Genomic DNA, 22,561 nt, shown 5'->3' on the forward strand with positions numbered 1-22,561 from the left:
GCATGGCCACCGACCTCGACATCGCGCGCGCCGCCAGGCTGTGGCCCATTGCGGAGATCGCCGCCCGCGCCGGCATCCCCGACGCGGCGCTGATCCCCTTTGGGCGCCACAAGGCCAAGGTCGATTTCGGCTTCCTGAACGCCCAGGCGGCGCGCCCGCCGGGTCGGCTGGTGCTGGTCACCGGCATCAGCCCGACCCCGGCCGGAGAGGGCAAGACCACCACCACCGTCGGTCTCGGCGACGCGCTGAACGCGCTGGGGACGCGCACCATGATCTGCCTGCGGGAGCCCTCGCTCGGCCCCTGTTTCGGAATGAAGGGGGGCGCCACCGGCGGCGGCCGGGCGCAGGTGGCACCGATGGAGGACATCAACCTCCATTTCACCGGCGATTTCCACGCCATCACCAGTGCCAACAACCTGCTGGCGGCGATGCTCGACAACCACATGTACTGGGGCAACGAACTCGGCCTCGATGCGCGGCGCATCACCTGGCAGCGCGCCATGGACATGAACGACCGGGCGCTGCGCGGCATCGTCGCGGGGCTCGGCGGCGTCGCCAACGGCTTCCCGCGCGAGGATGGCTTCGACATCACCGTGGCCTCCGAGGTCATGGCGATCTTCTGCCTGGCGCGGGACCTCGCCGACCTCCAGGACCGGCTCGGGCGGATCATTGTGGGCGCGACACGGGAGGGTCGCGCCGTGACCGCGCGCGACCTCAAGGCGGATGGCGCCATGGCGGCGCTGCTGCGCGACGCGCTTGCCCCGAACCTGGTGCAGACCCTGGAGGGCTCCCCGGCGCTGGTGCATGGCGGGCCCTTCGCCAATATCGCGCATGGCTGCAACAGCGTCATCGCGACCAGGCTTGGCCTGTCGCTGGCCGATGTGGTGGTGACGGAAGCCGGGTTCGGCGCCGATCTCGGGGCCGAGAAATTCCTCGACATCAAATGCCGCAGCGCCGGCCTTGCCCCCGCCGCCTGCGTTGTGGTGGCGACCATCCGCGCGTTGAAGATGCATGGCGGCGTCGCGAAGGCCGATCTCGGGCGGGAGGATGCGGCGGCGGTGCGGCGCGGCGTGGTGAACCTCGCGCGGCATGTCGAGAACATGCAGAAATTCGGACTGCCGGTGGTTGTGGCGATAAATCGTTTTGCAACTGACACCGCAGAGGAATTCGATGCGGTGCAAGCTGCGATGGCAAGGCTCGGCACCGAGGCGGTGCTCTGCACGCATTGGGCGGATGGCGCGGCCGGCGCCGCCGATCTCGCACGCGCCGTGCTGGCACGGCTGGCGGCGGGCGAGGCGCGTTTCCACCCGCTCTATCCCGATGCGCTGCCATTGGCGGAGAAGCTTCGCAGCATCGCGCGCGAGATCTATCGCGCCGCCGATGTGGCGATCCCGGCATCGGTCATGGCCCGGCTCAAGCGCTTCGAAGACCAGGGATTCGGCCATGTCCCGGTCTGCATCGCCAAGACTCAGTACAGTTTCAGCGCCGACCCGAGCCTGCTCGGCGCGCCGGAGGGGCATGTCCTGCCGGTGCGCGAGGTGCGGCTTTCCGCAGGCGCCGGCTTCGTCGTTGCGGTCTGCGGTGAGATCATGACGATGCCCGGCCTGCCGCGCCGCCCGGCGGCGGAGACGATCGGGTTGGATGCCGAAGGGAATATCGAAGGCCTGTTCTGATCGGCCTGGCGGACGGGCCGGAAGCGTGGACCGGCCAGCCTGCATAACGCGAAATACATGCCGCGGTGGTGCGAATGGATGCCACCGCCGATTTGCACGCAAGCGTGCAGGCAGCGCACCCGACATACACGCAAGGGTGTCCGGCTTGCGCCTCACCGCATGCCGCGCTTCGGATAGTGTTCGCCGCATCGGACGGCACATATCCAGAAGGTTGCTGACAGCGCATGGAGCAGGACAGGGCGCCCAAGGCGGACGCCTTCGCAACCGCCCTTTCGGCCGAGATTCCCCGGCTGCGGAGGTTCGCGCGCGTCTTGGCGAAATACACCGATGGTGCTGACGACCTGGTGCAGGAGACATTGCTGCGCGCCATAGCGGCGCGGGAGCAATTCACGGAAGGGACCAATCTTCGCGCCTGGCTCTTCACCATCCTACGCCATGCCCGCGCTGCTGCGGTGCGGCGCGACGCGCGCAGCCCCTTCCTCGTGCAGGATACCATGCCGGAAGCTGCCGTCTCGGGCGGGCAGGAGGAACGCCAGGCGATGCGCGACCTCTCCGTCGCCTTCCGCCGCCTGCCCGCGATCCAGCGCGAGGCACTATGGCTGGTGGTGGTGGAGGGGCTCGATTATGCGGCCGCCTCACGCATCCTGGGCGTCCCCCCCCGGCACCCTGCGATCCCGGCTCTCGCGGGCAAGGGAGGCGCTGCGGCTGAGCATCGGGATGGAGCCGATGCTCCCCACGCAATCCCAGGGGACATCGGCCGGCACTGCGGATGAGGGGAAGTGAGCCATCGCGACAGGTTTCCCAGCACAGGCGCCAGATCTTCTGCACCGCCCAATTCAGACTGGCGGGCTGCTCGACCCTCGGCTGCCGGGCAAGGTCCTAGCCCCGGCGCGCGGAGTCGCTGGCTTCGATGATGCGGAGCAGCCGATCCGGGATCGGTTCGTGCAGGACATCGTTGTGCAAGCGCCCCAACTCCCGCCGCAGCCAGCGGTCGAAATCCCGGTTGTCCGGCGGGGCAGGACCCGCCGACAGCGGTAGGGAATGGATTGCGGTCTGCATTGCCGTTCCAATGTCCCGGCTGCCCCGTGGTTCCACCGCTTCCGGCAAGTCGGGCTCGGATTGGCTCGGCATATCGGTTCCGGAAGATGGCTGCGACAAGGATGCTCGCAGGGGTCCGGAGAGTCCTGCCGCCGGAAGTCCATGCATGAGCATGTTTAATACTAGGTAAAGCGTTTCACAACTGCAAGCACAATTTCGTGATGCCGGCTGATTCGTGGCCGTTGCGCCGCATGGCCGGCCCAAGCAGATTGCGCCCATGCCTCCTCACGATCCGCCCGCGCTGCTGCGCCAGGGCGCTGCACTGCACGCGGCGGGCGACCTTGCCGCCGCCGAGCGCCTCTATCGCCAGACCCTCAAGCTCGATCCGCGGGAGGCGAATGCCCATAACCTGCTGGGTGTGCTGGCACGGCAGCGCGGCGATGCCACGGAGGCGCTGCGGCATACCGGCCGGGCGCTGGCCCTGCAGCCGGAGGCGCCGGTCTTCCTGGCCAATCATGGCGGCGCCCTGGCCGAGGCCGGCCGGCTCACCGATGCAGTGCTGACCCTTCGCGCCGCGCTGGTCCGGCGGCCGGCGGACCCGGTGACGCTCCGCAATCTCGGCCAGGCCCTCTGCGGGCTGGGCGACGCCAAGGGGGCGCTGGAACCGCTGGAACGCGCCGCCGCCCTGCTGCCAGAGGCCGCGGAACCGCTGCTGGCCCTGGCGCATGCCCGGCGGGAGGCGGGGGATGCGGTGGGGGCGACGGGCGCCGCGGCGGCGGCGCTGGAGCGTGCCGGGACAGAGCCGGAATTGGCGGCGCAGGCCCGATTCCTGCTGGCGGCGCTCGGCCGCGCGGCGGCGCCGGACCGCGCCCCGGCCGCCTATGTGCGCAGCCTCTTCGACCAATTCGCCCCCCCCGTTTCGAGGCGGAGCTGACCGGCCGGCTGGACTACCGCACCCCCGAGCTGCTGGCAGCGCTGTTGCGGCAGGCGGGGGTGCCGGCAGCGTGGGGATTGCGGGTGCTCGATCTCGGCTGCGGCACCGGGCTCTCCGGCGTCGCCCTGGCGCCCTTCGCGCGGCGGCTAGAGGGGCTGGACCTCTCGCCCCGCATGCTGGGCGAGGCGCGTCGGCGCGGCCTGTATCACGCGCTGCACGAGGCCGATCTGCTGGACTGGCTGCCCGGCCATGATGCCGCTTTCGATCTCATCGCTGCGGTGGATGTGCTGAATTACCTCGGCGACCTCGGCCCGGCCCTGGCCGCCATCCATGCGGCGCTGGCGCCTGGCGGGGTGGCCGCCTTCTCGGTGGAGGCCGGGGAGGGGGCACCCTTCGCGCTGGGCGAGGCCATGCGCTACCGCCATGCCCCCGGACATGTGGCGGCGCTGGCCGCCGGTGCCGGGCTTGCCCCACTCGCGCGGCAGGATGCGGTGCTGCGGCAGGAACGGGGCGCCCCGGTGGCCGGCGCCCTCTTCATCCTGCGCCGGGCCTGAGGCGCGGCCTCAGCCTGACGTCACGATCCGGGCGCTGGCCATGAGGCGCCGCACCTTCTCGGATTCCGTGGCGCCACCCTCCACCGCCGCCACCGCCTTCGCCTCGGCGGTGCGGACGGCAGCGAGGCTTTCCAGCACCGCCTCCGCCCGGTCCAGCGGCACCACCACCACGCCATCCGCATCGCCCACCACGATATCGCCGGGGCGCACATGGATGCCGCCGCAAGTGATCGGCGCGCCCACCGTGCCGGGGCCGTTGCTGGCCGGCGAGGTCGGCACGATGCCGGCGCAGAAGACCGGCAGGCCGGTGGCGAGGATGCCGGCCTTGTCGCGCGCCAGCCCTTCCGTGACGAAAGCGGCGACGCCCTTGTTCCGCATCATGCCGATGACCAGGTCGCCCACCACCGCGGTGCCCATGTAGCCGTCATTGGCCACCAGGATCACATCGCCCGGCTGCGCCTCGGCCAGCGCGCCCATCACCCCCACCACATCGGCCGGGTAGGCGAAGGCGGTCAGCGCCGGGCCGACGAATTCCGCCCGCGCCGGATCGAGTGGCTTGATCCGCCAGTCGAGCCCGCCGCGCCCCTCCATGGCATCCACCAGATGCGAGGTCTGGGCGCCGCGGAAGCGTTCCAGCAGCGCCGGCGGGGCGCGGCGGAAGCCGCGATGGACGGTGAGCAGCGGTGGATTGTCGAGCATGGCGGCGCCTCCCTGGCGGTTGCCGCGAGTGTCGCGCGGCGGGAGGGAGGCGCCAAGCTACTCGGCGTAGATCATCTTCCGCGTCATGCCGCCATCGGTGACGAACTCGGCCCCGGTGACGAAGCCGCTCTCCGGCCCGACCAGCCAGGCGACCAGCGCCGCCACATCCTCCGGCCGCCCGACCCGGCCTGCCGGATGCTGGGCATGGTCCTCCGGGCGAAGAGCCTCGCCCTTGGTGTCAATCCAGCCGGGGCTCACGCAATTCACCCGCACCTCCGGTCCCAGGCTCATCGCAAGGGCATGGGTCAGCGCCACCAGCCCGCCCTTGGAGGCGGCATAGCTCTCGGTATCCGGCTCCGACTGCCGGGCGCGGGTGGAGGCGATGGTGACGATGGCGCCGCCGGAGGCGCGCAGCAGCGCCTCGGAGGCCCGGGCCAGCAGGAAGGTGCTGGTGAGATTGGTGCCGAGCACCGCCTGCCATTCCGCCAAGGTCAACTCCCGCAGCGGCTTCCGCACCATGAAGCCGGCATTGCAGACCAGCGCGTCCAGCCGGCCCTCCTCGGCCTGCACCCCAGCCAGCAGGGCCTCGACCACGGCTTCCTCCGCCACATCGGCCTGGACGCGGCGGAGGCCGGAGCCGGGCGGCCCAAGGGCAGGGGAATGGTCGCGGTCGGCGATCACCACCCGCCAGCCATCCCCGGCCAGGCGGGTGGCGATGGCCTGGCCGATGCCGCGCGCGGCGCCGGTTACCAGGGCCACGCGGCGCTGTTCGGTCATGCGGCTGGTCCCTTGCACTGCCTGCCGGGCCAAAGCCCTGACGCCGGGGCGGGGTTCCCGGCCGCGCCATCCCCTGTAGCATGGGGGCGAAAGAGGGAGGAATGCGGATGCCCGCACCACTGCTGTTCACGCCGATCCGGCTGCGCGAGGTCACGCTGAAGAACCGCGCGGTGGTGGCGCCGATGCACCAGTATTCCGCGGTGCGGGGCTTCGCCACCGACTGGCACCTGATGAATGCCGGCCGCTATGCCGCCGGCGGCGCCGGCCTGGTCATCATGGAAAGCACCAAGGTGGAGCGGCGCGGCTGCGGCACGCTGGGTGATCTCGGCCTCTGGGATGACGCCTTCATCCCGGGCCTGGCGCGCTGCGTCGAGTTCATCCGCCAGCATGGCGCGGTGGCCGGCATCCAGCTTGGCCATTCCGGCCGCAAGGCGCGGCGCTTCCGCCCCTGGGAAGGCGGCGCGCCGCTGCAGCGCACCCCCGAGATCGAGGACTGGGATGCCTGGGAGTTGGTGGCGCCCTCCGCCCTCGCGGCGCCCGAGAGTGACCCGCTGCCGCGCGCCCTCTCACGCGAGGAGATCCCGGCGCTGGTGGAACGCTGGGGCCAGGCGGCACGGCGGGCGCATGAGGCGGGGTTCGAGGTGCTGGAGATCCATGGCGCGCATGGCTACCTCATGCATGAATTCCTCTCGCCCTTCTCCAATCGCCGCAACGACGACTATGGCGGTTCCGAGCTGAACCGCATGCGCTTCTGCATGGAAGTGGTGGAGAGCGTGCGCGCCCATTGGCCGGCAGGGAAGCCGCTATTCCTGCGGCTTTCGGTGGATGACGACGCGGGTTGGGATCCCGACCAGTCCTCGCGCCTCGCGGCGCTGGTGCGGCCGAAGGGCGTCGATGTGATCGACTGCTCCTCCGGCGGCATGCGCGGCGCGCCGGTGGTGAGCGCCGGGCCGATCACCTATAGCTACCAGGTGCCCTATGCCACCAAGATCCGCCGCGAGGCCGACATCATGACCATGGCGGTCGGGCTGATCGTGCATGCCGACCAGGCGGAGGGCATCCTGCAGCGCGGCGAGGCGGACCTCATCGCCCTGGCGCGGGAGCTGCTCTACAACCCGAATTGGCCGATGGATGCGGCGCAGAAACTCGGCGTCGACCCGCAATTCGCGCTGGTACCGCCGCCCCAGGCCTATTGGCTGGAGAAGCGGGCGCGGCAGGTGAAGGAACTGACGCCCTCCACCTGGCGGGAGCGGCTCGACGCCTGATCGTATACAGAACAAGCCGCAACCGGAGTTCCGAACCACCGCAGGGCGGCTTGGAGCAGGAAGGCAAGGCCCGGTTTGGCATTCCGGGCCTTTGCCGTGCGCCTCCTGGCCGCTTTGTTGCCGCTATGTTTGCGTCGCCACAGGGCCGGTTCGGGCGGAATGGCGATGACCCTGCCAGGGGAAGGCGCCTATCACCAGCGCCGCCGCCCTGCGATCATCGGATCGCCTCAGGGCAGGTCGAGCCGCACCGCAACGGCGGCGCTGGCGATCACCGCCACGTCGTCGCGCTCCGGGTCCGGAACATCGAGCCCGCCCTTCACCACGGTCACTGTGACCTTCCCATGCGGCAGGGTGGCCTTCACCCTGTCGGCATCCACCTTGCCGGGCTGCTGCACGCCGATCGTGACATCGACCAGCATGGTGGCGGGGTCGATCGCCAGGGAGCGCAGCATCGAGAGGGAAGAGTGGTGCAGCGCATCCTGCACGGCGCGGATCGCGGCCTTGGTATAATCCGCGCCATGCAGGTCGTTGCCGCTGCCCATCTCCAGGATGACGCGCCGCGCGGTCATGCCGACGCCCCCCCGCCGCTCGCCGATATCAAGCCGGACCACCGCCGCCGCATTGGCGATGACGGTGGAGCCGGTGCCCGCCTCGTTCGGGATTTCCAGCCCGCCCTCGACTACCTCCACCGTGCCGGTGCCATGCGGCAGCACCGCCAGCACCGCCTCGCGGTCCACCTGCTCCGGCCGAGGGACGCCGATGGTGACCTCCACCTGCATTGCATCGACATCGATGCCGAGCGCATGGGTGACGGTCAGCGAGTTGTGCCACAGCGCGTCGCGCAGCGCCCTGACCGCCGCCTTGGTATAGTCCGTGCCGCGGATATCGGTGCCCATGCCGATCTGCAGCACCATGCGCTTCAGCGCCATGTCGCTTTCTCCCTCGAGTGCCTGCCGCCTTCAGCCCTTGGTCACGTTCCAGAAGACCGGAACCGGCCCCTTCAGGATGCCGTCCAGGTTGCTCCGCCAGGCGGCGGAAGGCAGGTACTGGCCGAGCGGGATGAACGGCACCGTCTCGAAGGCGCGGGCCTGGACCTGTCGGTTCAGCCGTTGCAACTCCGCTTCGTCGGTGCTCTCCATCCAGCGGTCGCGCATCGCCTCCATCTCCGGGTCCTCCGGCCAACCGAACCAGGCGCGCCTGCCGTTGCCGCGGAGGTTGGAGGCGAAGACGGGATCGCGGTATTCCGCTGCCGGGTAGCCGGCCGGGAAGATGGACCAGCCACCCTTCTCCAGGGGCTCCATGCTGGTCCGCCGCTGCACCACCGTGCCCCAATCCATGGACTGGTCGTCCACATTGATGCCGACCTTGCGGAAGGCCGCGGTCGCGACGCTTGCCATGGCATCGTAGAAGGTCTGGTCGGTCGGGTGCATGAAGACCACGCGCTCGCCATTGTAGCCGGCCTCGGCGAGCATCGCCTTGATCTCGTCCGTGCTGCGGCGGCGGAGGTTCTCCATGCCAGCGTCGTTGGCCGAGGGCGTGCCGGGCAGGAAATAGCCGACCGGGGCGCGCCATAGCGAACGGTCCTCGCCCATCACCGCGGTCATCACCTCCACCTGGTCGATGGCGGCCATCATGGCGCGGCGGATGCCGGGATTGGCGGTCGGGCCGTGCAACTGGTTCGGCCGCAGCGCGCCGAAGGTGCCGAAGAGATCGATCTGCCCGACCGTGACGCCGCGCGCCCGGCGCAGCCGCGGCAGGAGGTCCGGCAGCGGCTGGTCCACCCAGTCCACCTCGCCATTGATCAGCGCGCTGGCCGCGGTGGCGGCATCGGGGATGATGTTCCACTCCACCCGGTCCACCAGCACGCGGTAGCCGCCGGCGGCATAGCTCGCGGGTTCGTCGCGCGGGCTGTAGCGCTCGAATTTCGCATAAACGGCGCGGCTGCCGGGCACATATTCATTGGCCACCCACTGGAAGGGGCCGCTGCCGACGATCTCCTGCACCTGCTTGTAGGGGTCCGTCGTGGCCAGCCGCTCCGGCATGATGACCGGGCTTGGCTGGGTCTTGGCCAGGGCATAGGGCAGCGAGGCGAAGGGCTTGTTCAGCCGGAAGACGATGGTGCGGTCATCCGGTGCTTCCAGTGCATCCAGCCGCGCCGCGATGGTCTGGCCGATCGGGTCGCGCACCATCCAGCGGCGGAGCGAGGCGACGCAATCGCGCGCCAGCACCCGCTCCCCGTCGTGGAACAGCAGCCCTTCGCGGAGCCGCATGGTCCAGCGCTTGCCGCCATCCTCCACCAGATGGCCCTCGACCATCTGCGGCTTCGGGTTGAGGTTCTCGTCGCGCCCGTAGAGAGTCTCGAAGAGCAGATGCGCCGAATTGCGCGTGACGACCGCGGTGGTCCAGACCGGGTCCAGGCTGGTCAGGTTGGCCTGCGGCACATGGATGAGGGTCTTTGCCTGGTTGCCGAGGGCCGGCCGGGCCAGTGTCGCATGAGCCGCGGCAAGGGCCGCGCTGCCGGCCAGCAGGTGACGACGTCGCATCTTCCGCTCCTCCCGTATCCGCCTTGTCTCAGGCTTTGGCGTTCCGCCGGCCGATGCTCCCCCGAACGGCGCCGTACCGCAACGCCTTGTTGTCGCGATGGGAGCACCGCACTGCCGCACGCCTCACTCCAGCCGGATATTCTCCGCCCGGATCAGCTCGGTCAGGCGGGTGCGCTGCTGCGCCTCGAAGGCGCCGAGTTCGGCCGGGCTGCTGCCTACCGGGATGATGCCGATCTCGGCATAGCGGGCGCGCACCGCGGGCTCGGCCAGTGCCGCTGCGGCCGCCTCATGCAGCCGGGCGATGATGGGGGAGGGGGTGCCGGCGGGCACCCAGAGCGCCACCCATTCATTCAGCTCGAAGCCCGGGAAGCCCTGTTCCGCCACCGTCGGCACATCGGGCAGCGCCGGCAGCCGCGCCGCGGTCGAGACCGCCAGCGCCCGCAGCCTGCCCTCGCGCACCAGCGGCGAGGCCTGGGGGATGGTGGAGAAGGTGAAGCCGACATTGCCCGCCAGCACATCCGCCATGGCGGCGGCGCTGCCGCGATAGGGCACATGCGTTGCCGTGACGCCCGCCTGGCGCAGCAGCAGCGCCGAGGCGAGATGCGGCCCGGCGGCGATGCCGGAGGAGGCATAGGTGAGTTCGCCGGGCCGCGCCTTGGCCATGGCGATCAGATCGGCCAGGCTGCGCGCCGGATGGTCCGGCCGCACCACCAGGAGATGCGGCAGCACCGAGATCTGCGTCACCGGCGCGAAAGCCGTGGCGTAGTCGAAGGGCAGGCTGTGCATCAGGCTGGGATTGCTGGCATGCGCCGCGGCATCGGCCAGCACGGTATAGCCATCCGGCGCCGCCTGGGCGACCGCCGCGGCACCGATCGAGCCGCTGGCGCCGCCACGGTTCTCGACCACCACCGGCTGGCCCAGCACTTCCTGCATCTTCGGCAGCAGCAGCCGCACCGGCACATCGACGCCGCCGCCCGGCGTCCAGGCCACGACGATCCGCACCGGCCGGCTCGGCCAGGCGGGGGCCGGGCTTTGGGCTTTAGCCAGGGCCGGCGCGGTCAGCGCGGCGAGCAGGCCCCGCCGGAAGAGTCCTGGTTGCCGTGTCATGCGTCATCTCCCGCGGTTCCGCGATATAGTGCCAGGATGGCTTCACGTCGCCAGCGGGATGATCCCGCCGCCCCCTCCGACCTGTTCGGCAATACGGCCCCGCCCGAACCCCTGCCCACCACCGTGCCGGAGGGGCCGCGTCCACTCGCCGACCGGCTGCGCCCGCGGGCGCTGGAGGAGGTGGTGGGCCAGGACCACCTGCTGGGGCCGGAGGGCGCGCTGAGCGGCATGCTGGCACGGGGCCGGCTTGCCTCCCTGATACTTTGGGGGCCGCCGGGGGTGGGGAAGACCACCATCGCGCGGCTGCTGGCGGAGCGGGCGGGGCTGGTCTTCGTCTCGCTTTCCGCGGTGTTCTCGGGGGTCGCCGACCTCAAGCGGGTCTTCGATGAGGCGCGGCAGCGCCGCCGCGCAGGCCAGGGCACGCTGCTTTTCGTGGACGAGATCCACCGTTTCAACCGTGCCCAGCAGGACGGATTCCTGCCGGTGGTGGAGGACGGCACCGTCACGCTTATCGGCGCGACAACGGAAAACCCCTCCTTCGCCCTGGTCGGCGCGTTGCTGTCGCGCTGCCAGGTGATGGTGCTGCGCCGGCTCGAGGATGCCGCGCTGGAATTGCTGCTGACGCGCGCCGAGGCGGAGGCCGGCCGCGCTCTGCCACTCGATGAGGCGGCGCGTGCCACCCTGCGGGCCATGGCGGATGGCGATGGGCGCTACCTGCTGAACCTGGCGGAGCAATTGCTGGCGCTGCCGGAAGAGCAGTCGGCACTCGACCCGCCGGGGCTGGCGGCGCTGCTGGCGCGGCGGGCGGCACTCTACGACAAGGACCGGGAGGAGCACTACAACCTCATCTCCGCCCTGCACAAATCGCTGCGCGGCTCGGACCCGGATGCGGCGCTCTATTGGTTTGCGCGGATGCTCGGCGGCGGCGAGGACCCGCGCTACATCGCCCGCCGCCTGACCCGCTTCGCCGCCGAGGATGTCGGCATGGCCGACCCCCGCGCCCTGCCGCTGGCGATTGCCGCCTGGGAAACCTATGAACGCCTCGGCTCGCCGGAAGGGGAGCTGGCGCTGGCGCAACTCGTGGTGCATCTCGGCACCGCGCCGAAATCGAATGCCGTTTATGTCGCCTGGGGCGAGGCGCAGCGGGCGGCGCGGGAGACCGGCAGCCTGATGCCGCCGAAGCACATCCTGAACGCACCGACCGGGCTGATGCGGGACCTCGGCTATGGCCGCGACTACGCCTATGACCATGACGCCGAGGAGGGTTTCTCCGGCCAGGACTACTTCCCCGAAGGCATGCGCCGCCGCCAGTTCTACCGCCCCACGGATCGCGGGGCGGAGGCGGCGGTCAGGGAGCGCCTGGAACGCTGGGCGGCGCTCAGGGAGCGGAAGCGGCGGGGCTAGCAGCCGAGCTTTTCAGCCAGGTCCTGGAAGTCCCGCGCGACGATATCCCAAGGATCTTCGGCCCTGAGATCGGTAGCCTGGCTCGGCCCGTGCTCCGTCGGGCGGGTGACGAAGGCGGTGGCCAGGCCGCATGACCGGGCCGCCCGGAGGTCGCCGTTATGCGCCGCCACCAGGCAGAGCTCGGCCGGGCGGATGCCGAGCACTTCGGCGGTGCGGAGATAGGCTTCCGGCTGCGGCTTGTAGGCCTGCGCCACCTCGGCGCCGAGAATGGCGTCCCAGGGGATGCCGGCGCGCTTCGCCATGTTCAGCATCAGCGCGATATTGCCATTGGACAGCGGCGCGATGATGAAACGGCGCTTGAGGCGCGTCAGCCCCGCCACCGCCTCCGGCCAGGGATCGAGCCGGTGCCAGGCGCGGTTCAGCGCCTCCAGTTCCGCCTCGCCGATCGCGGCCGGGTCCATGCCGTGGTCGCGGAGGATGAGTTCCAGATTCTCCCGGTGCAGCACGTCGAGGCGGGTGAAGCCGCGGCGGCCGGTGCGGCATTCCTCCATCGCCGGCTGGTAGCGTTTCCGCCAGGCATCGGCGAAGCCGCGCGGGTCGATCTCGCCGCGGCCATGACGGGCGAGGAAGGGGGCGGCGTCGCGGGCGATGCCCTCGCGCCAGTCCACCACCGTGCCGAAGACGTCGAAGACCAGTGCGCGCACCGCATCGAAGGATGCCATCAGCCTTTCTCCCCTTGGGCCCATTGCTTCTCGAATTCCCAGACCTCGGGGAATCCCATCAACTCGCAGATACGGCCGAAGCCATAGCTTTCCGCGGCGGGCAGGCCATTGCTGTCGCCATGCTGCTTCAGATGCGCGAAGGCACGTTCCAGCGCGGCAGCGGCGGCGAGGAAGCCGACCGCGGGATAGATCGCGATCGCATAGCCGAGTTCCTCCAGGCGCTTCGCCGGCAGGATCGGCGTGCGGCCGCCCTCCACGTTGTTGGCCAGCAGGGGCTTGCCGATGGAGCGGCCGATCTCCGCCATCTCGGCCTCGGATTCCGGGCTCTCGATGAAGACGATATCGGCGCCGGCCTCCCCATACATCCGGCCGCGGCGGATCGCCTCCTCCAACCCGAGGGTGGTGCGGGCATCGGTGCGGGCGACGATGAGGAAGTCCGGGTCGCGCCGCGCCTCGGCAGCGACGCGGATCTTCAGCACCATCTCCTCGGCCGGGATGACGCGACGGCCGGGGGTATGGCCGCATTTCTTCGGCATCTCCTGGTCTTCGAGCTGGATGCCCGAGACCCCCGCCGCCTCATAGCCCATGACGGTGTGGCGCACGTTCAGCAGCCCGCCATAGCCGGTATCGGCATCGGCGATCACCGGCGTGCGGCAGCCCCGGGCGAAGCGCCCGACCCGGCCGACCATGTCGGTATAGGTGGCGATGCCGGCATCCGGCACGCCGAGATGGCTCGCCACGGTGCCGAAGCCGGTGACGTAGAGGGCGGTGAAGCCCATGCCATCCGCCACCTTGGCGCTGATCATGTCGAAGATGCCGGGGGCGACGATGAAACGCCGCTCGGCGAGCGCGCGGCGGAGGGAGGGGTCGGCCATGGCGGGTTCCTTCTCTATTGCGCCTTGACGATCTGCCCGGCCGCCGCGGCGGCGGCCCAGCGGGCATCGTCGGCTTTCAGGAATTCGGCGCTGGCGGCGGGGTCGCGCAGGTCGGGCTCCAGCCCCAGGGTCTGGAAGCGCTGCCGCAGCGCCGGCTCGGCATAGGCGGCGGCGAGCACCGCATGGATGCGCCCCGCCAGCGCCGGCGGCAGCCCGGCGGGGCCGAGCATGGCGACCCAACCGGAGACATCATAGCCCGCGACGCCGCCTTCCTGCACCGTCGGCACATCCGGCAGCAGCGGCGTGCGCTGCGAGGTGGAGACCGCCAGGATGCGCACCCGCCCGGTCTGCAGATGCGGGATGGCGCTGGCGGTGCTGGTCCAGCCGATCGGCAGGTGGCCGGCGACGATGTCGTTCATCAGCAGCCCGCCGCCGCGATACTGCACCTCCTCCGTCCGCACGCCGGCGCGGCGGTTGAACTCATGGCCGGCCCAGGCGGTAACGGCCTCGGTCGCGCCGAAGCCGACCGCGCCCGGATTGGCGCGGGCATGCGCCACCAGGCCGGGCACGTCATGGAAGGGTTGGGTGGTGCCGGCGACCAGCACCAGGATCTGCCGTGACATCACCGCAACGGGCGTGAAGTCGCGCAGCGGGTCGTAGGAGATCTGCTGCAACTGGTATTTGTTGAGATTGTGGGTGGAGGTCACGACCAGCAGGGTGTGCCCGTCCGGCTCGGCCCGCGCCACCTGTTCGGAGCCGATGGCGCCCTGCGCGCCCGGCCGGTTCTCCACCACGATTGGCTGGTCGAGCGAGGGGCGCACCGCCTCCACCACCGCGCGGGCCAGGATGTCGGTGCCACCGCCGGCGGGGTAGGGGACCATGATGCGGACCGGGCGCGTCGGCCAGGGGGGGCGCCAGCGTCTGGGCGCGGCTCGGGCCGGCAATGGCGGCCGCGGACATGGCCAGCAGGAGGCGGCGACCAAGGTGCATGGATCATCCCTTCCGTGAATTGCGCCGGAGTATCGGCCGCTGCCCGCCGGCCCGAAAGGGGGCGGATGCGCCACCTGCCCGATCCGTGCCAGGATGCCCGGAACCCCAGGAGAGGAGGAGAGTCCCATGCCCGATGCCAGCGGCAAGCCCAGCACCGCCAGCGCGGTGGCCGAGATCGAAGCGGTGATCCAGACCTATTTCGACGGCCTCCATGAAGGCAATGTCGAGAAGCTCGCCGCCGCCTTCCACCCCGTCAGCCATCTCTATTCCGAAAAGGACGGTGGCGTGGCGGATGTGCCGCGCGAAGCCTGGTTCGAGATGGTGCGGAACCGGCCTTCGGCGGCCTCCAGGGGCCTCAGGCGCGATGACCGCATCCTGATGCTCGATATCAGCGGGCCGGAGACCGCTTTCGTGAAGGTCGCCTGCCAGATCCCGCCGCGCTACTTCACCGACTACCTCGTGCTGAACCGCACCGGCGAGGGGTGGCGGATCGTCAGCAAGGTCTATCGCGCGGACCACCGCGAGGGCTGACCCCGCTACCCCTGTCAGTCTGGAACCCGGATGCCGCCGTCCTCGGCGATAGGGAAGTCCGGGTTCCAGGCGACCTCCCAGGGATGCCCATCGGGATCGGCGAAATAGCCGCAGTACCCGCCCCAGGCCGCAACCTGCCCCGGCTGCAGCAAGGTGGCACCGGCCGTCACCGCCTCGGCCAGCACCGTGTCAACGGCCTCGCGGCTGCGCGTGTTGTGGGCGAGCATGATCCCGCCGAATCCCTGGCCTTCCGGTGCGAGGCCGGCGCTCCGTGCCAGATCGGCCCGCGGGAACAGCGCCACGACCATGCCGCCGGCCTGGAAGAAGACCACGCCCTCGGCCTGCGGCATCGACCGCCGCCAGCCGAGCCGCTCATAGAAGGTCCGGCTGCGGTCGAGATCGGCAACACCAAGCGTGATGAGGCTGACCCGCTGCTCCATCACAGCCCTTGGGCTTGGATCTAGCGCCGGCTGATTCAGCCCTCCGGGCGCAAGCGCCCTCCGGCCATCGGACGACTCAGGCATTCGGGCGCAGCAGGTAGGGCGCGCCGCAGCGTTCGGCGAGGTCGCGGATATGGCGGTCGAGCATCGTCGGGATCGGCACGCCGTCCCGCAGCCTCGCCTCGCGCATCGCCTCCTCCGGCTCGCCGGCGACCAGCACCGGTTCATCCGGATTGGCGCGCGGGGTCGCGTGCAGCACATCGATGGCGTCGTCGAGATCGGCCTCGAAGGCGCCTTCCTCGCGGAAGGCCTTCGGGTCCAGCGCCATGAAGTAATGCCCGATATTGTTCGGCTCATCCGGCTTCTGGCTGCGGTTGCGGATCGGCGAGAAGCTGGCGCCGACCAGGGTGCCGCCCAGGATATGCGCCAGCATCGCCAGCCCATAGCCCTTGTGGCTGCCCATGTCAGGCGTGCCGCCGAGCGGCGTTATCCCGCCGGGCTTGCGCTTCGCCATGGTGTCCATGCCGAGATGCGGATCGGTGAAGGTTTGGCCCTTGTCATCCATCATCCAGCCGGCCGGCATCTCCTTGTCGTTCAGGTGATAGACCTTCACCTTGTTGCCGGCGACGGTGGTGGTCGCCATGTCCAGCACGAAGGGCTTGTTGCGCTGCGCCGGTGCGGCAAAGGCGATCGGGTTGGTGCCGAGCACGGGCACCGAGCCGCGCGTCGGCAGCATCAGCACGCCGCGGGTGGAACTGGTCACCATGCCGATCACGCCGCGCTCGGAGGCGATGCGCGCATAGGCGCCGGCCGCGCCGAAATGGTGGCTGTTCACCACGCCCACCACGCCGACGCCGTACTGCAACGCCTTCTCCACGGCCATTTCCATACCCTGGACGGAGACGGGGTGGCCAAGCCCGGCGCCACCATCCAGCAGCGCGGTGGGGCCGCTGTCCCGCACCACACGCGGCCGCGCGGCCACCTCGATCTGGCCCTTGCCGATCATTTCCTCATAGGACATCAGCATCGAGACGCCGTGGGAATCGACGCCGAGCAGATCGGTTTCCACCATGATCTGCGCGGTGGTGGCGGCGGTGTCCTCCGGCATGCCCCAGGCGCGCAGGATGGCCAGGATCTGGGCGCGGATGCTGTCGGCGGCAACAAGCGCGCCCTGTGTGATATTCGCCATGATCAGTCCACTCTTGCTCCAGTCATCCGCAACATCCCAGTCCCCGCATGCGCCTGCGGCGCGCAGGGTTCAGTCCACGCGCGCGCCCGTGGCGCGTACGATGGGCACCCATTTCTCGATCTCGGATGCAATGAAGGCGCGGGTGCGCTCCGGCGTCATGCCTTCCGGGATGGTATTGCCGAGCTGGATCAGCCGGTCGTGCACCGCCGGCGTCTTCAGGGCTTCGGCGATCTGCTCATAAAGGAACTGCCGGATCGGCAGCGGCGTGCCAAGCGTGGCGGACCAGGGCGTCCAGGTGGTGGCCTGGTAGGCGGGCAGCCCAGCCTCGGCGCTGGTCGGCACATCCGGCGCCATGGGCGAGCGTTCCGGCGTGGCGATGATCAGGCCGCGCACCGTGCCGGCGCGGAAATGCTCGCTCAGGAAGGAGATGGTATCGGCCTGGAAGGCGGTGCGCCCGGCGGAAAGGTCGGCGAAGGCCGCCGCCGAGCCGCGATAGGGCACATGCTGCGCCTGCACGCCGAGCAACTGCACCAGCATGGCGCCGGCGATATGCCCGGTGGTGCCATTGCCGGAGGAGCCGTAATCGTATTTGCCGGGGTTGCGCAGCAGCAGCTCGCGGAACTCCGCCAGGGTGTGGACATTCAGCGAGGGATGCACCGCCAGCGCGATCGCCGAATGGCTGCTGATGGTGATGTGGTCCACGCCGGTCAGCGGATGCACCCGCAGCCGCTCGCCATAGAGCCCTACATTCAGCGTATGCGAGCCGAGCGCGCCGACCAGCAGCGTGTAGCCATCCGGCGCGGTCTGCGCCACGGTCTCGAAGGCCACGGTGCCGCCGCCGCTCGGCCGGTTCTCCACCACGAATTGCTGGCCAAGCTGGCTGGAGAGCGCGCCTGCCACCAGCCGCGCATTGAGGTCCGCGTTGCCGCCTGGCGCCAGCGCCACCACCACCCGCACCGGCCGGTTCGGGTAGTCCGTGCCCGGCGCGCGCGGCTGCGCCTGGGCCACGCCGGCAAGGGCGAGCAGCGCTACCCCCAGCCCTGCGATCCTGTTCATTGCCTTCCTCCCCGCCTCGCATTTCAGCCGATCGAATGTTCCAGCACGCCGACCCGCTCCACCTCCAGCCGGAGCTGGTCACCGGATTGCAGGTAGCGCGGCGGGTCGCGGAAATGGCCGCATCCGGCGGGCGTGCCGGTGGCGATCACATCGCCCGGCTGCAATTCCAGGTAGCGGCTGAGATGGCTGATGAGCGCGGCGACGCTGAAGATCAGGTCCTGCGTATTGCCCTGCTGCACCAGTTCCCCATTCAACCAGCAGCGGAGGTCAAGCCGCCAGGGCTCCCCCACCTCATCCGCGGTGACCAGGAAGGGGCCGAGCGGGCAGAACCCGTCCATACTCTTGGCGAAGCTGGTCATGGGCAGCGGCTGGTCGAACTGGAATTCGCGTGCGCTGATATCGTTCAGTACGGCATAGCCCGCGACATGGTCGAGCGCCGTGCCCTCCGCCACCTGCCAGGCCGGCTTGCCGATCACCACCGCAAGCTCGACCTCCCAATCCGGCTTGGTCACGGTGGCCGGAATGCGCACGGTGCTGCCTGGGCCGCAGACCGAGGAGGCAGGTTTCAGGAAGATGCGCGGCGCCGTCGGTTTCGGTCCGCCGACCTCCTTCGCATGCTCCCCATAATTGCGGCCGACGCCGAGGATCTTGCCGGGCCGAAGCGGCGCCAGCAGCCGCACCGAGGCCAGCGGCCGCCGCAGCGCCGCATTCTCAGGCCGTGCCGCGAAGGCGAGGGCACGGGCCGCCGCCACCAGCGCGGCATCGCCCGCCGCCAGAAGCGCGACCATGTCGGCGGGAATGGCGGGGGCCTCGGCCTCGCCCGCGGCGCGCTGCGCGGCGGCCAGGGCCGGGCGCAGCGGCACCATCGAATCGCCCAGCACGGCGCCGATCTGGTCCGCGTCCTCGGCGTGGAACGTGGCAAGCTTCATCTCAGGCGGCCAGCGCGGCGTAGTCGAGTGTCGCCATCACCTGCACCCGCAGTATGTAACGGTGCTCCCCTGGCCCGTAATCCGCCAACGCATTGTGGACTGTGCCGATATTGTCCCACATCAGCAGGTCCCCCGGCGTCCAGCCATGGCTGTAGAGGTATTTTTCCTGGGCCTGGTGGCGGAACAGGTATTCCAGCATGGCATCCGACTCCGCCGGCTCCAGCCCCTCGATCCGCATGGCGTAGCCAGGATTGCAATAGAGCACGCGGCGGCCGGTGATCGGATGGGTGCGGAAGATCGGCTGCGGCACCGGCGGCTTCTTGGCGCGCTGCTCCGGGGTCAGCGGGCCGCGGATGCTGCCGGGGCGCATGCGCATGACATCCCAGATTTCTCGAAGTCATGGATCGCCACGCGGCCCTCCAGCCGCTGCACCACCTCGGCCGGCAGGTCGTCACAGGCGGCGTGCATGTTGCGGAACTGGGTATCGCCGAGCGGCCTGCCGTCGCGCATCGGCACCTCTTTCGCGTGCAGCGCATTGGCCAGGGCAATTTCCCGCGAATAGGACATGTCGGTGTGCCAGCCCTGGCCCGCATCATGCAGGCCGAGCGGCTTCCCCTCCGCATCCTTCCGGTTCGAGAGGATCATCACCTCCGGGTGTCCGGGGGCATGGAAGAGGTTGGCGACATTCACCTCCAGGTCGCCGAAGCGGCTGCCATAGGCGGCAAGCTGCGGCGCATCCAGGTCCTGGCCGGGGAAGCACAGCACGCCATACTGCCCGAGCGCCCGCAGGATGGTGCGGAAATCCGGCTGCGACAGCGGCCGGGCAAGATTGATCCCCTCGACCCGCGCGCCAAGCCCGGCATTGTTCGGCGTGATGCGCATGGCGTCTTCCTCCCGTCCAGGCCCCGCCTGCCGGAAACTCCGCCAAGCGGCGGCTTGCGTCAATGCGGTCGGCGGGGAAGCATCGGCGGGACAGGGGAGGGCAGCATGGGAATCAGGGGCGAAATCAGGCAGCGGCGACTGGCCGGAACACCAGCGGCATGAGCGGCCAGGTGGAGGGCCGGCCAGGCATCATCGTGGCGGGCGCCGGCATTGTCGGGCTCTGCGTGGCCTGGCACCTGGCGCGGGGCGGCGCACAGGTCACGGTGCTGGATGGCGAGGCGCCAGGCAGCGGCGCCTCCGCTGGCAATGCCGGGGCGATCAGCGCCGGCTCGGTCGCGCCCCTGGCCATGCCCGGCGTGCTGCGCCAGGTGCCGGGGATGCTGCTGGACCGCGATGGCGCGCTGCATGTGCCGGCGCGGTACTGGCCGCGCGCCGCCCCCTGGCTGTTGCGCTTCGTGGCCAGCGCCCGGCCGGCCCGCGTCGCCGCCATCGCCGAGGCGCTGTCCGGCCTGCTGTTTGGCGCCATGGAGCGGCACCGGGAGATCCTGGCCGAGGAAGGCGCGCTCGACCTCATCCGCGAGACCGGGCAACTCTACCTCTATCGCGACCGCGCGCATTACGCGAAGGATGCGGGTGGTTGGGCGCTGCGCCAGCAACACGGCATGCGGCTGGAATTCCTGGAAGGCGCCGAGGCGATCCGGGCGCTGGAGCCGGATATGCAGGGCGACTATCAGCTCGGCCTCTTCGTCCCGGAACAGGGCAGTTGCGTGAACCCGCTGCGGCTGGCGCAGGTGGTGGCGCGCGGGGTGGAGCGGCTGGGCGGCACGATCCGGCAGGAGGCGGTGCGGGCGCTCACCACCGAGGCCGGGCGTGTGACCGGCGTTGCCACCGCCTCGGGCGTGCTCCCTGCGGACCAGGTGGTGCTGGCGGCCGGCGCCTGGTCGGCGCGGCTGCTGCAACCGCTCGGCATCCAGGTGCCGCTGGAGACGCAGCGCGGCTACCACGTGATGCTGCCGGATGCCGGAATCAGCCTGCAACGCCCGGTGGTGCCGGCCGATCGCAAGGCTTTCATCTCGCCCATGGAGGGCGGCTTGCGCATCGCCGGCACGGTGGAATTCGGCGGGTTGGAGGCGCCGCCGACGCCGCGGCGCGCCGAATTGCTGCTGGAGGATCTCCGCCGCGCCTTCCCCCAGGCGCGGACCGGGGGCGCCGAGGGTTTCTGGATGGGCCATCGCCCCTGCCTGCCGGACAGCCTGCCGGTGATCGGCCCGGTGGCGCGCTGGCCCGGGCTGTGGTGCGCCTTCGGCCACGGGCATCTCGGCCTCACCGGCTCCGCCCCCACCGGGGCGGTGCTGGCGCGTGCGATGCTGGGGCCGCAGCCCAACCTCGACCTGGCGCCTTTCGCGGTGGAGCGCTTCGGCTGAGCGCTATTCGGCCGCGGCGCGGAGATGCGGCAGCGGCGCGCGGGTGATCTCGCTCATGCGCTCCCGCACATCGAAGATCCGGATGTCGAGTTCGCTGATATCCGGGTTGGCGCGCATCCGCGCGGCGATGGGGCCATTGGCGTAGGCTTCCGCCGCCGCGCGGCTTTCGAACAGGTAGATACCGCCGGCGCGGCGTTCCTCCGCGCCATCGAGCCAGATCTTCCAGAGCAGGCCGGGGACCTCCAGGAATTGCGCGGCGCGGGCATCCGTGTAGCGCGCTTCCCATTCCGCCTTGGGCATCTCCGGGCGGCGGTAGTTGATCTGCACGATCACCATCGGGGTCTCTCCCTCAATCTCGCTATTGCGCCGCCAGCGCCGCGGGGTCGGCGGGCGTCAGGTGCCGGATTCGCGGCAGGACCTCCTGCTGTAACAGGCGCAGCGAGTTGTGCCAGGCGCCGGGGTTCTCGGCATAGTCAAAGCCGAAGACCAGAAGCTGGCCGAAGCCGCCGACCTCGTTGTAGATGCGCTCCAGCTTCTCGGCCACCGTTGTGGGGGAGCCGATCAGCCAATTGTGCCGCGCGCAGTATTCCACCGTCACGTCGCTGTCCGGCACCTCCGGGCTGTGCTTCAGGTAGTCCTTGAAGCCGAAATTCGCCAGCAGCGGCAGGAAATACTCGCCCATCATCCGGCCCATCATGGAGCCGACGGAAAGCCGCCAGGCTTCCTCATCCGTATCGGCCACGAAGACCTCGCGCACCAGGCGCCAGTCGCGGCGGCTCGGCGTGCGGCCGGTGCGGCGGGCGCCGGCCTCCACGCTGTCCCAATGGCTGGTGACATAGCCCGGGTTGAGGTTCAGGCTCATCGGCAGGAAGCCGCGCTCGCCCGCCAGTTTCAGCGTGTCGGAATTCTTCGAAAGCCCGGCGACGCCGATCGGCGGATGCGGCGCCTGCACGGGCTTGATGTGCGGCTTGAGGAAGCCGAACATCGTCTCCGGCTTGTCCACCTTCCAGAATTTGCCCTCATGGTGGAAGGGCGCGTCCTCGGTCCAGAGGCGGAGGATGATCTCCAGCGCCTCCCGCGTCATGTCGCGATTGGCGCCGGACATGCCGTCCACATTGAACATCGCCCAGTCGCTCGGCAGCCCGCTCGCCGCGACGCCGAAATTCAGCCGCCCGCCGGAGAGGTGGTCCAGCATCGCCACCCGGTTCGCCAGCTCCGCCGGGTGGTGGTAGGGCAGCAGGAAGCCGCCGGGGCCAAGCCGGATGCGGCTGGTCTGCAGCAGCGCCTGGGCGATCAGCAGGTCGGGCGAAGGGTGCGGCTCCCAGGGCGCGGTGTGGTGCTCGCCGATCCAGGCTTCCGTGTAACCAAGCTCATCGAGCCAGCGCAGGACCTGGAGATCCCAGTCATGCCCGGCTTTGAGGCCGCGCTCCGGCGGGTGCGAGGGCATGGCGAAATAGCCGAATTCCATGGCGTCCTCCGATGCGCGGGCTTCTGCCGCGCTTGCTGCCATGCTCGCGCCGGTTGCGGGT

At 70.2% G+C, this 22,561-nt stretch carries 25 protein-coding genes; 8 read left to right on the forward strand and 17 right to left on the reverse strand.

The features are described from left to right. Positions 1–2 precede the first annotated feature (2 nt). Both KSF81_RS14035 and KSF81_RS14040 read left to right on the forward strand, forming a co-directional pair. Complete coding sequence (locus KSF81_RS14035) at positions 3–1,673, forward strand: formate--tetrahydrofolate ligase (RefSeq protein WP_217379518.1); 1,671 nt, start codon at positions 3–5, stop codon at positions 1,671–1,673. Between the two features lie 224 nt (positions 1,674–1,897). Beyond that, complete coding sequence (locus KSF81_RS14040) at positions 1,898–2,446, forward strand: RNA polymerase sigma factor (RefSeq protein ID WP_217379519.1); 549 nt, start codon at positions 1,898–1,900, stop codon at positions 2,444–2,446. Between the two features lie 106 nt (positions 2,447–2,552). Here KSF81_RS14040 and KSF81_RS14045 read toward each other — a convergent pair whose 3' ends face one another. Then, entirely contained in the window at positions 2,553–2,732 is a 180-nt protein-coding gene (locus tag KSF81_RS14045) for a hypothetical protein (protein WP_217379520.1), read from the reverse strand. A gap of 256 nt (positions 2,733–2,988) precedes the next feature. On the opposite strand from KSF81_RS14045, the gene KSF81_RS29705 reads away from it, so the two are divergent. Together KSF81_RS29705 and KSF81_RS29710 are read left to right on the forward strand one after the other, a co-directional pair. Further along, on the forward strand, positions 2,989–3,645 hold the full coding sequence (locus KSF81_RS29705) for a tetratricopeptide repeat protein (RefSeq protein ID WP_254453521.1): 657 nt from the start codon (positions 2,989–2,991) through the stop codon (positions 3,643–3,645). A 59-nt stretch (positions 3,646–3,704) separates the two neighbouring features. Then, positions 3,705–4,199 (forward strand): methyltransferase domain-containing protein, encoded by a 495-nt coding sequence (locus KSF81_RS29710; RefSeq protein ID WP_309139560.1) that lies wholly within the window; start codon positions 3,705–3,707, stop codon positions 4,197–4,199. A 9-nt stretch (positions 4,200–4,208) separates the two neighbouring features. On the opposite strand, the gene KSF81_RS14055 is transcribed toward KSF81_RS29710, so the two are convergent. Together KSF81_RS14055 and KSF81_RS14060 are read right to left on the reverse strand one after the other, a co-directional pair. Further along, complete coding sequence (locus KSF81_RS14055; RefSeq protein WP_217379521.1) at positions 4,209–4,898, reverse strand: RraA family protein; 690 nt, start codon at positions 4,896–4,898, stop codon at positions 4,209–4,211. 57 nt (positions 4,899–4,955) lie between these two features. Then, the gene (locus tag KSF81_RS14060; RefSeq protein WP_217379522.1) at positions 4,956–5,675 is read right to left on the reverse strand and encodes an SDR family oxidoreductase; all 720 of its coding nucleotides are present in this window, start codon (positions 5,673–5,675) and stop codon (positions 4,956–4,958) included. A gap of 107 nt (positions 5,676–5,782) precedes the next feature. Here KSF81_RS14060 and KSF81_RS14065 point away from each other — a divergent pair, with 107 nt between their 5' ends. Next, positions 5,783–6,940 (forward strand): NADH:flavin oxidoreductase/NADH oxidase, encoded by a 1,158-nt coding sequence (locus KSF81_RS14065; protein WP_217379523.1) that lies wholly within the window; start codon positions 5,783–5,785, stop codon positions 6,938–6,940. 227 nt (positions 6,941–7,167) lie between these two features. Here KSF81_RS14065 and KSF81_RS14070 read toward each other — a convergent pair whose 3' ends face one another. From KSF81_RS14070 to KSF81_RS14080, 3 genes are all read right to left on the reverse strand, one after another. Then, positions 7,168–7,869 carry a Lin0512 family protein gene (locus KSF81_RS14070; RefSeq protein ID WP_217379524.1) on the reverse strand — a complete coding sequence of 234 codons (702 nt, stop codon included), beginning with the start codon at positions 7,867–7,869 and terminating at the stop codon, positions 7,168–7,170. A gap of 30 nt (positions 7,870–7,899) precedes the next feature. After that, positions 7,900–9,483, reverse strand: coding sequence for an ABC transporter substrate-binding protein (locus KSF81_RS14075; RefSeq protein ID WP_217379525.1), 1,584 nt, complete (start codon positions 9,481–9,483; stop codon positions 7,900–7,902). Positions 9,484–9,606: 123 nt separating this feature from the next. Next, positions 9,607–10,590: a tripartite tricarboxylate transporter substrate binding protein gene (locus tag KSF81_RS14080; protein WP_217379526.1), complete on the reverse strand. Its 984-nt coding sequence runs from the start codon at positions 10,588–10,590 to the stop codon at positions 9,607–9,609. 36 nt (positions 10,591–10,626) lie between these two features. On the opposite strand from KSF81_RS14080, the gene KSF81_RS14085 reads away from it, so the two are divergent. Beyond that, positions 10,627–11,994 carry a replication-associated recombination protein A gene (locus KSF81_RS14085; protein WP_217379527.1) on the forward strand — a complete coding sequence of 456 codons (1,368 nt, stop codon included), beginning with the start codon at positions 10,627–10,629 and terminating at the stop codon, positions 11,992–11,994. Here KSF81_RS14085 and KSF81_RS14090 read toward each other — a convergent pair. Genes KSF81_RS14090 through KSF81_RS14100 form a run of 3 tightly spaced genes read right to left on the reverse strand, consistent with a single transcriptional unit; the run spans position 11,991 to position 14,472 of the window. Beyond that, positions 11,991–12,716, reverse strand: coding sequence for a haloacid dehalogenase type II (locus KSF81_RS14090; RefSeq protein WP_217379528.1), 726 nt, complete (start codon positions 12,714–12,716; stop codon positions 11,991–11,993). The genes KSF81_RS14085 and KSF81_RS14090 overlap by 4 nt on opposite strands. Beyond that, positions 12,716–13,591 carry an oxaloacetate decarboxylase gene (locus KSF81_RS14095; protein ID WP_217379529.1) on the reverse strand — a complete coding sequence of 292 codons (876 nt, stop codon included), beginning with the start codon at positions 13,589–13,591 and terminating at the stop codon, positions 12,716–12,718. The genes KSF81_RS14090 and KSF81_RS14095 overlap by 1 nt, the downstream gene beginning before the upstream one ends. A gap of 14 nt (positions 13,592–13,605) precedes the next feature. Beyond that, positions 13,606–14,472, reverse strand: a complete 867-nt coding sequence (locus tag KSF81_RS14100; RefSeq protein WP_217379530.1) for a tripartite tricarboxylate transporter substrate binding protein — start codon at positions 14,470–14,472, stop codon at positions 13,606–13,608. Positions 14,473–14,707: 235 nt separating this feature from the next. On the opposite strand from KSF81_RS14100, the gene KSF81_RS14105 reads away from it, so the two are divergent. After that, positions 14,708–15,112, forward strand: coding sequence for a nuclear transport factor 2 family protein (locus KSF81_RS14105; protein ID WP_217379531.1), 405 nt, complete (start codon positions 14,708–14,710; stop codon positions 15,110–15,112). A 14-nt stretch (positions 15,113–15,126) separates the two neighbouring features. Here KSF81_RS14105 and KSF81_RS14110 read toward each other — a convergent pair whose 3' ends face one another. From KSF81_RS14110 to KSF81_RS14135, 6 genes are all read right to left on the reverse strand, one after another. Continuing rightward, positions 15,127–15,552, reverse strand: coding sequence for a VOC family protein (locus KSF81_RS14110; protein WP_217379532.1), 426 nt, complete (start codon positions 15,550–15,552; stop codon positions 15,127–15,129). 76 nt (positions 15,553–15,628) lie between these two features. Then, positions 15,629–16,741 carry an Ldh family oxidoreductase gene (locus KSF81_RS14115; protein ID WP_217379533.1) on the reverse strand — a complete coding sequence of 371 codons (1,113 nt, stop codon included), beginning with the start codon at positions 16,739–16,741 and terminating at the stop codon, positions 15,629–15,631. A gap of 69 nt (positions 16,742–16,810) precedes the next feature. Then, positions 16,811–17,797: a tripartite tricarboxylate transporter substrate binding protein gene (locus KSF81_RS14120; protein WP_217379534.1), complete on the reverse strand. Its 987-nt coding sequence runs from the start codon at positions 17,795–17,797 to the stop codon at positions 16,811–16,813. A 23-nt stretch (positions 17,798–17,820) separates the two neighbouring features. Further along, entirely contained in the window at positions 17,821–18,726 is a 906-nt protein-coding gene (locus KSF81_RS14125; RefSeq protein WP_217379535.1) for a fumarylacetoacetate hydrolase family protein, read from the reverse strand. A 1-nt stretch (position 18,727) separates the two neighbouring features. After that, positions 18,728–19,096, reverse strand: coding sequence for a TauD/TfdA family dioxygenase (locus KSF81_RS14130; protein ID WP_217379536.1), 369 nt, complete (start codon positions 19,094–19,096; stop codon positions 18,728–18,730). Then, a complete protein-coding gene (locus KSF81_RS14135) occupies positions 19,066–19,608 on the reverse strand; it encodes a TauD/TfdA family dioxygenase (RefSeq protein ID WP_217379537.1) in 543 nt (180 codons plus the stop codon). The genes KSF81_RS14130 and KSF81_RS14135 overlap by 31 nt, the downstream gene beginning before the upstream one ends. Before the next feature lie 158 nt (positions 19,609–19,766). On the opposite strand from KSF81_RS14135, the gene KSF81_RS14140 reads away from it, so the two are divergent. Then, positions 19,767–21,032 carry an FAD-binding oxidoreductase gene (locus KSF81_RS14140; protein WP_217379538.1) on the forward strand — a complete coding sequence of 422 codons (1,266 nt, stop codon included), beginning with the start codon at positions 19,767–19,769 and terminating at the stop codon, positions 21,030–21,032. 3 nt (positions 21,033–21,035) lie between these two features. Here KSF81_RS14140 and KSF81_RS14145 read toward each other — a convergent pair whose 3' ends face one another. Then, on the reverse strand, positions 21,036–21,368 hold the full coding sequence (locus KSF81_RS14145; protein WP_217379539.1) for a YdhR family protein: 333 nt from the start codon (positions 21,366–21,368) through the stop codon (positions 21,036–21,038). 22 nt (positions 21,369–21,390) lie between these two features. Beyond that, the gene (locus KSF81_RS14150; RefSeq protein ID WP_217379540.1) at positions 21,391–22,500 is read right to left on the reverse strand and encodes an LLM class flavin-dependent oxidoreductase; all 1,110 of its coding nucleotides are present in this window, start codon (positions 22,498–22,500) and stop codon (positions 21,391–21,393) included. Between the last annotated feature and the right edge of the window lie 61 nt (positions 22,501–22,561).

The organism is Siccirubricoccus sp. G192 (assembly GCF_019084075.1).
GTDB lineage: Bacteria > Pseudomonadota > Alphaproteobacteria > Acetobacterales > Acetobacteraceae > G192.

What these genes read in the sequence shown, in the direction of transcription:
- KSF81_RS14035 (WP_217379518.1), top strand. Translation starts at nt 3, where the DNA reads ATGGCCACCGACCTCGACATCGCGCGCGCCGCCAGGCTGTGGCCCATT.
- KSF81_RS14040 (WP_217379519.1), top strand. Translation starts at nt 1,898, where the DNA reads ATGGAGCAGGACAGGGCGCCCAAGGCGGACGCCTTCGCAACCGCCCTT.
- KSF81_RS14045 (WP_217379520.1), bottom strand. Translation starts at nt 2,732, where the DNA reads ATGCAGACCGCAATCCATTCCCTACCGCTGTCGGCGGGTCCTGCCCCG.
- KSF81_RS29705 (WP_254453521.1), top strand. Translation starts at nt 2,989, where the DNA reads ATGCCTCCTCACGATCCGCCCGCGCTGCTGCGCCAGGGCGCTGCACTG.
- KSF81_RS14055 (WP_217379521.1), bottom strand. Translation starts at nt 4,898, where the DNA reads ATGCTCGACAATCCACCGCTGCTCACCGTCCATCGCGGCTTCCGCCGC.
- KSF81_RS14060 (WP_217379522.1), bottom strand. Translation starts at nt 5,675, where the DNA reads ATGACCGAACAGCGCCGCGTGGCCCTGGTAACCGGCGCCGCGCGCGGC.
- KSF81_RS14065 (WP_217379523.1), top strand. Translation starts at nt 5,783, where the DNA reads ATGCCCGCACCACTGCTGTTCACGCCGATCCGGCTGCGCGAGGTCACG.
- KSF81_RS14070 (WP_217379524.1), bottom strand. Translation starts at nt 7,869, where the DNA reads ATGGCGCTGAAGCGCATGGTGCTGCAGATCGGCATGGGCACCGATATC.
- KSF81_RS14075 (WP_217379525.1), bottom strand. Translation starts at nt 9,483, where the DNA reads ATGCGACGTCGTCACCTGCTGGCCGGCAGCGCGGCCCTTGCCGCGGCT.
- KSF81_RS14080 (WP_217379526.1), bottom strand. Translation starts at nt 10,590, where the DNA reads ATGACACGGCAACCAGGACTCTTCCGGCGGGGCCTGCTCGCCGCGCTG.
- KSF81_RS14085 (WP_217379527.1), top strand. Translation starts at nt 10,627, where the DNA reads ATGGCTTCACGTCGCCAGCGGGATGATCCCGCCGCCCCCTCCGACCTG.
- KSF81_RS14090 (WP_217379528.1), bottom strand. Translation starts at nt 12,716, where the DNA reads ATGGCATCCTTCGATGCGGTGCGCGCACTGGTCTTCGACGTCTTCGGC.
- KSF81_RS14095 (WP_217379529.1), bottom strand. Translation starts at nt 13,591, where the DNA reads ATGGCCGACCCCTCCCTCCGCCGCGCGCTCGCCGAGCGGCGTTTCATC.
- KSF81_RS14100 (WP_217379530.1), bottom strand. Translation starts at nt 14,472, where the DNA reads ATGGTCCCCTACCCCGCCGGCGGTGGCACCGACATCCTGGCCCGCGCG.
- KSF81_RS14105 (WP_217379531.1), top strand. Translation starts at nt 14,708, where the DNA reads ATGCCCGATGCCAGCGGCAAGCCCAGCACCGCCAGCGCGGTGGCCGAG.
- KSF81_RS14110 (WP_217379532.1), bottom strand. Translation starts at nt 15,552, where the DNA reads ATGGAGCAGCGGGTCAGCCTCATCACGCTTGGTGTTGCCGATCTCGAC.
- KSF81_RS14115 (WP_217379533.1), bottom strand. Translation starts at nt 16,741, where the DNA reads ATGGCGAATATCACACAGGGCGCGCTTGTTGCCGCCGACAGCATCCGC.
- KSF81_RS14120 (WP_217379534.1), bottom strand. Translation starts at nt 17,797, where the DNA reads ATGAACAGGATCGCAGGGCTGGGGGTAGCGCTGCTCGCCCTTGCCGGC.
- KSF81_RS14125 (WP_217379535.1), bottom strand. Translation starts at nt 18,726, where the DNA reads ATGAAGCTTGCCACGTTCCACGCCGAGGACGCGGACCAGATCGGCGCC.
- KSF81_RS14130 (WP_217379536.1), bottom strand. Translation starts at nt 19,096, where the DNA reads ATGCGCCCCGGCAGCATCCGCGGCCCGCTGACCCCGGAGCAGCGCGCC.
- KSF81_RS14135 (WP_217379537.1), bottom strand. Translation starts at nt 19,608, where the DNA reads ATGCGCATCACGCCGAACAATGCCGGGCTTGGCGCGCGGGTCGAGGGG.
- KSF81_RS14140 (WP_217379538.1), top strand. Translation starts at nt 19,767, where the DNA reads ATGAGCGGCCAGGTGGAGGGCCGGCCAGGCATCATCGTGGCGGGCGCC.
- KSF81_RS14145 (WP_217379539.1), bottom strand. Translation starts at nt 21,368, where the DNA reads ATGGTGATCGTGCAGATCAACTACCGCCGCCCGGAGATGCCCAAGGCG.
- KSF81_RS14150 (WP_217379540.1), bottom strand. Translation starts at nt 22,500, where the DNA reads ATGGAATTCGGCTATTTCGCCATGCCCTCGCACCCGCCGGAGCGCGGC.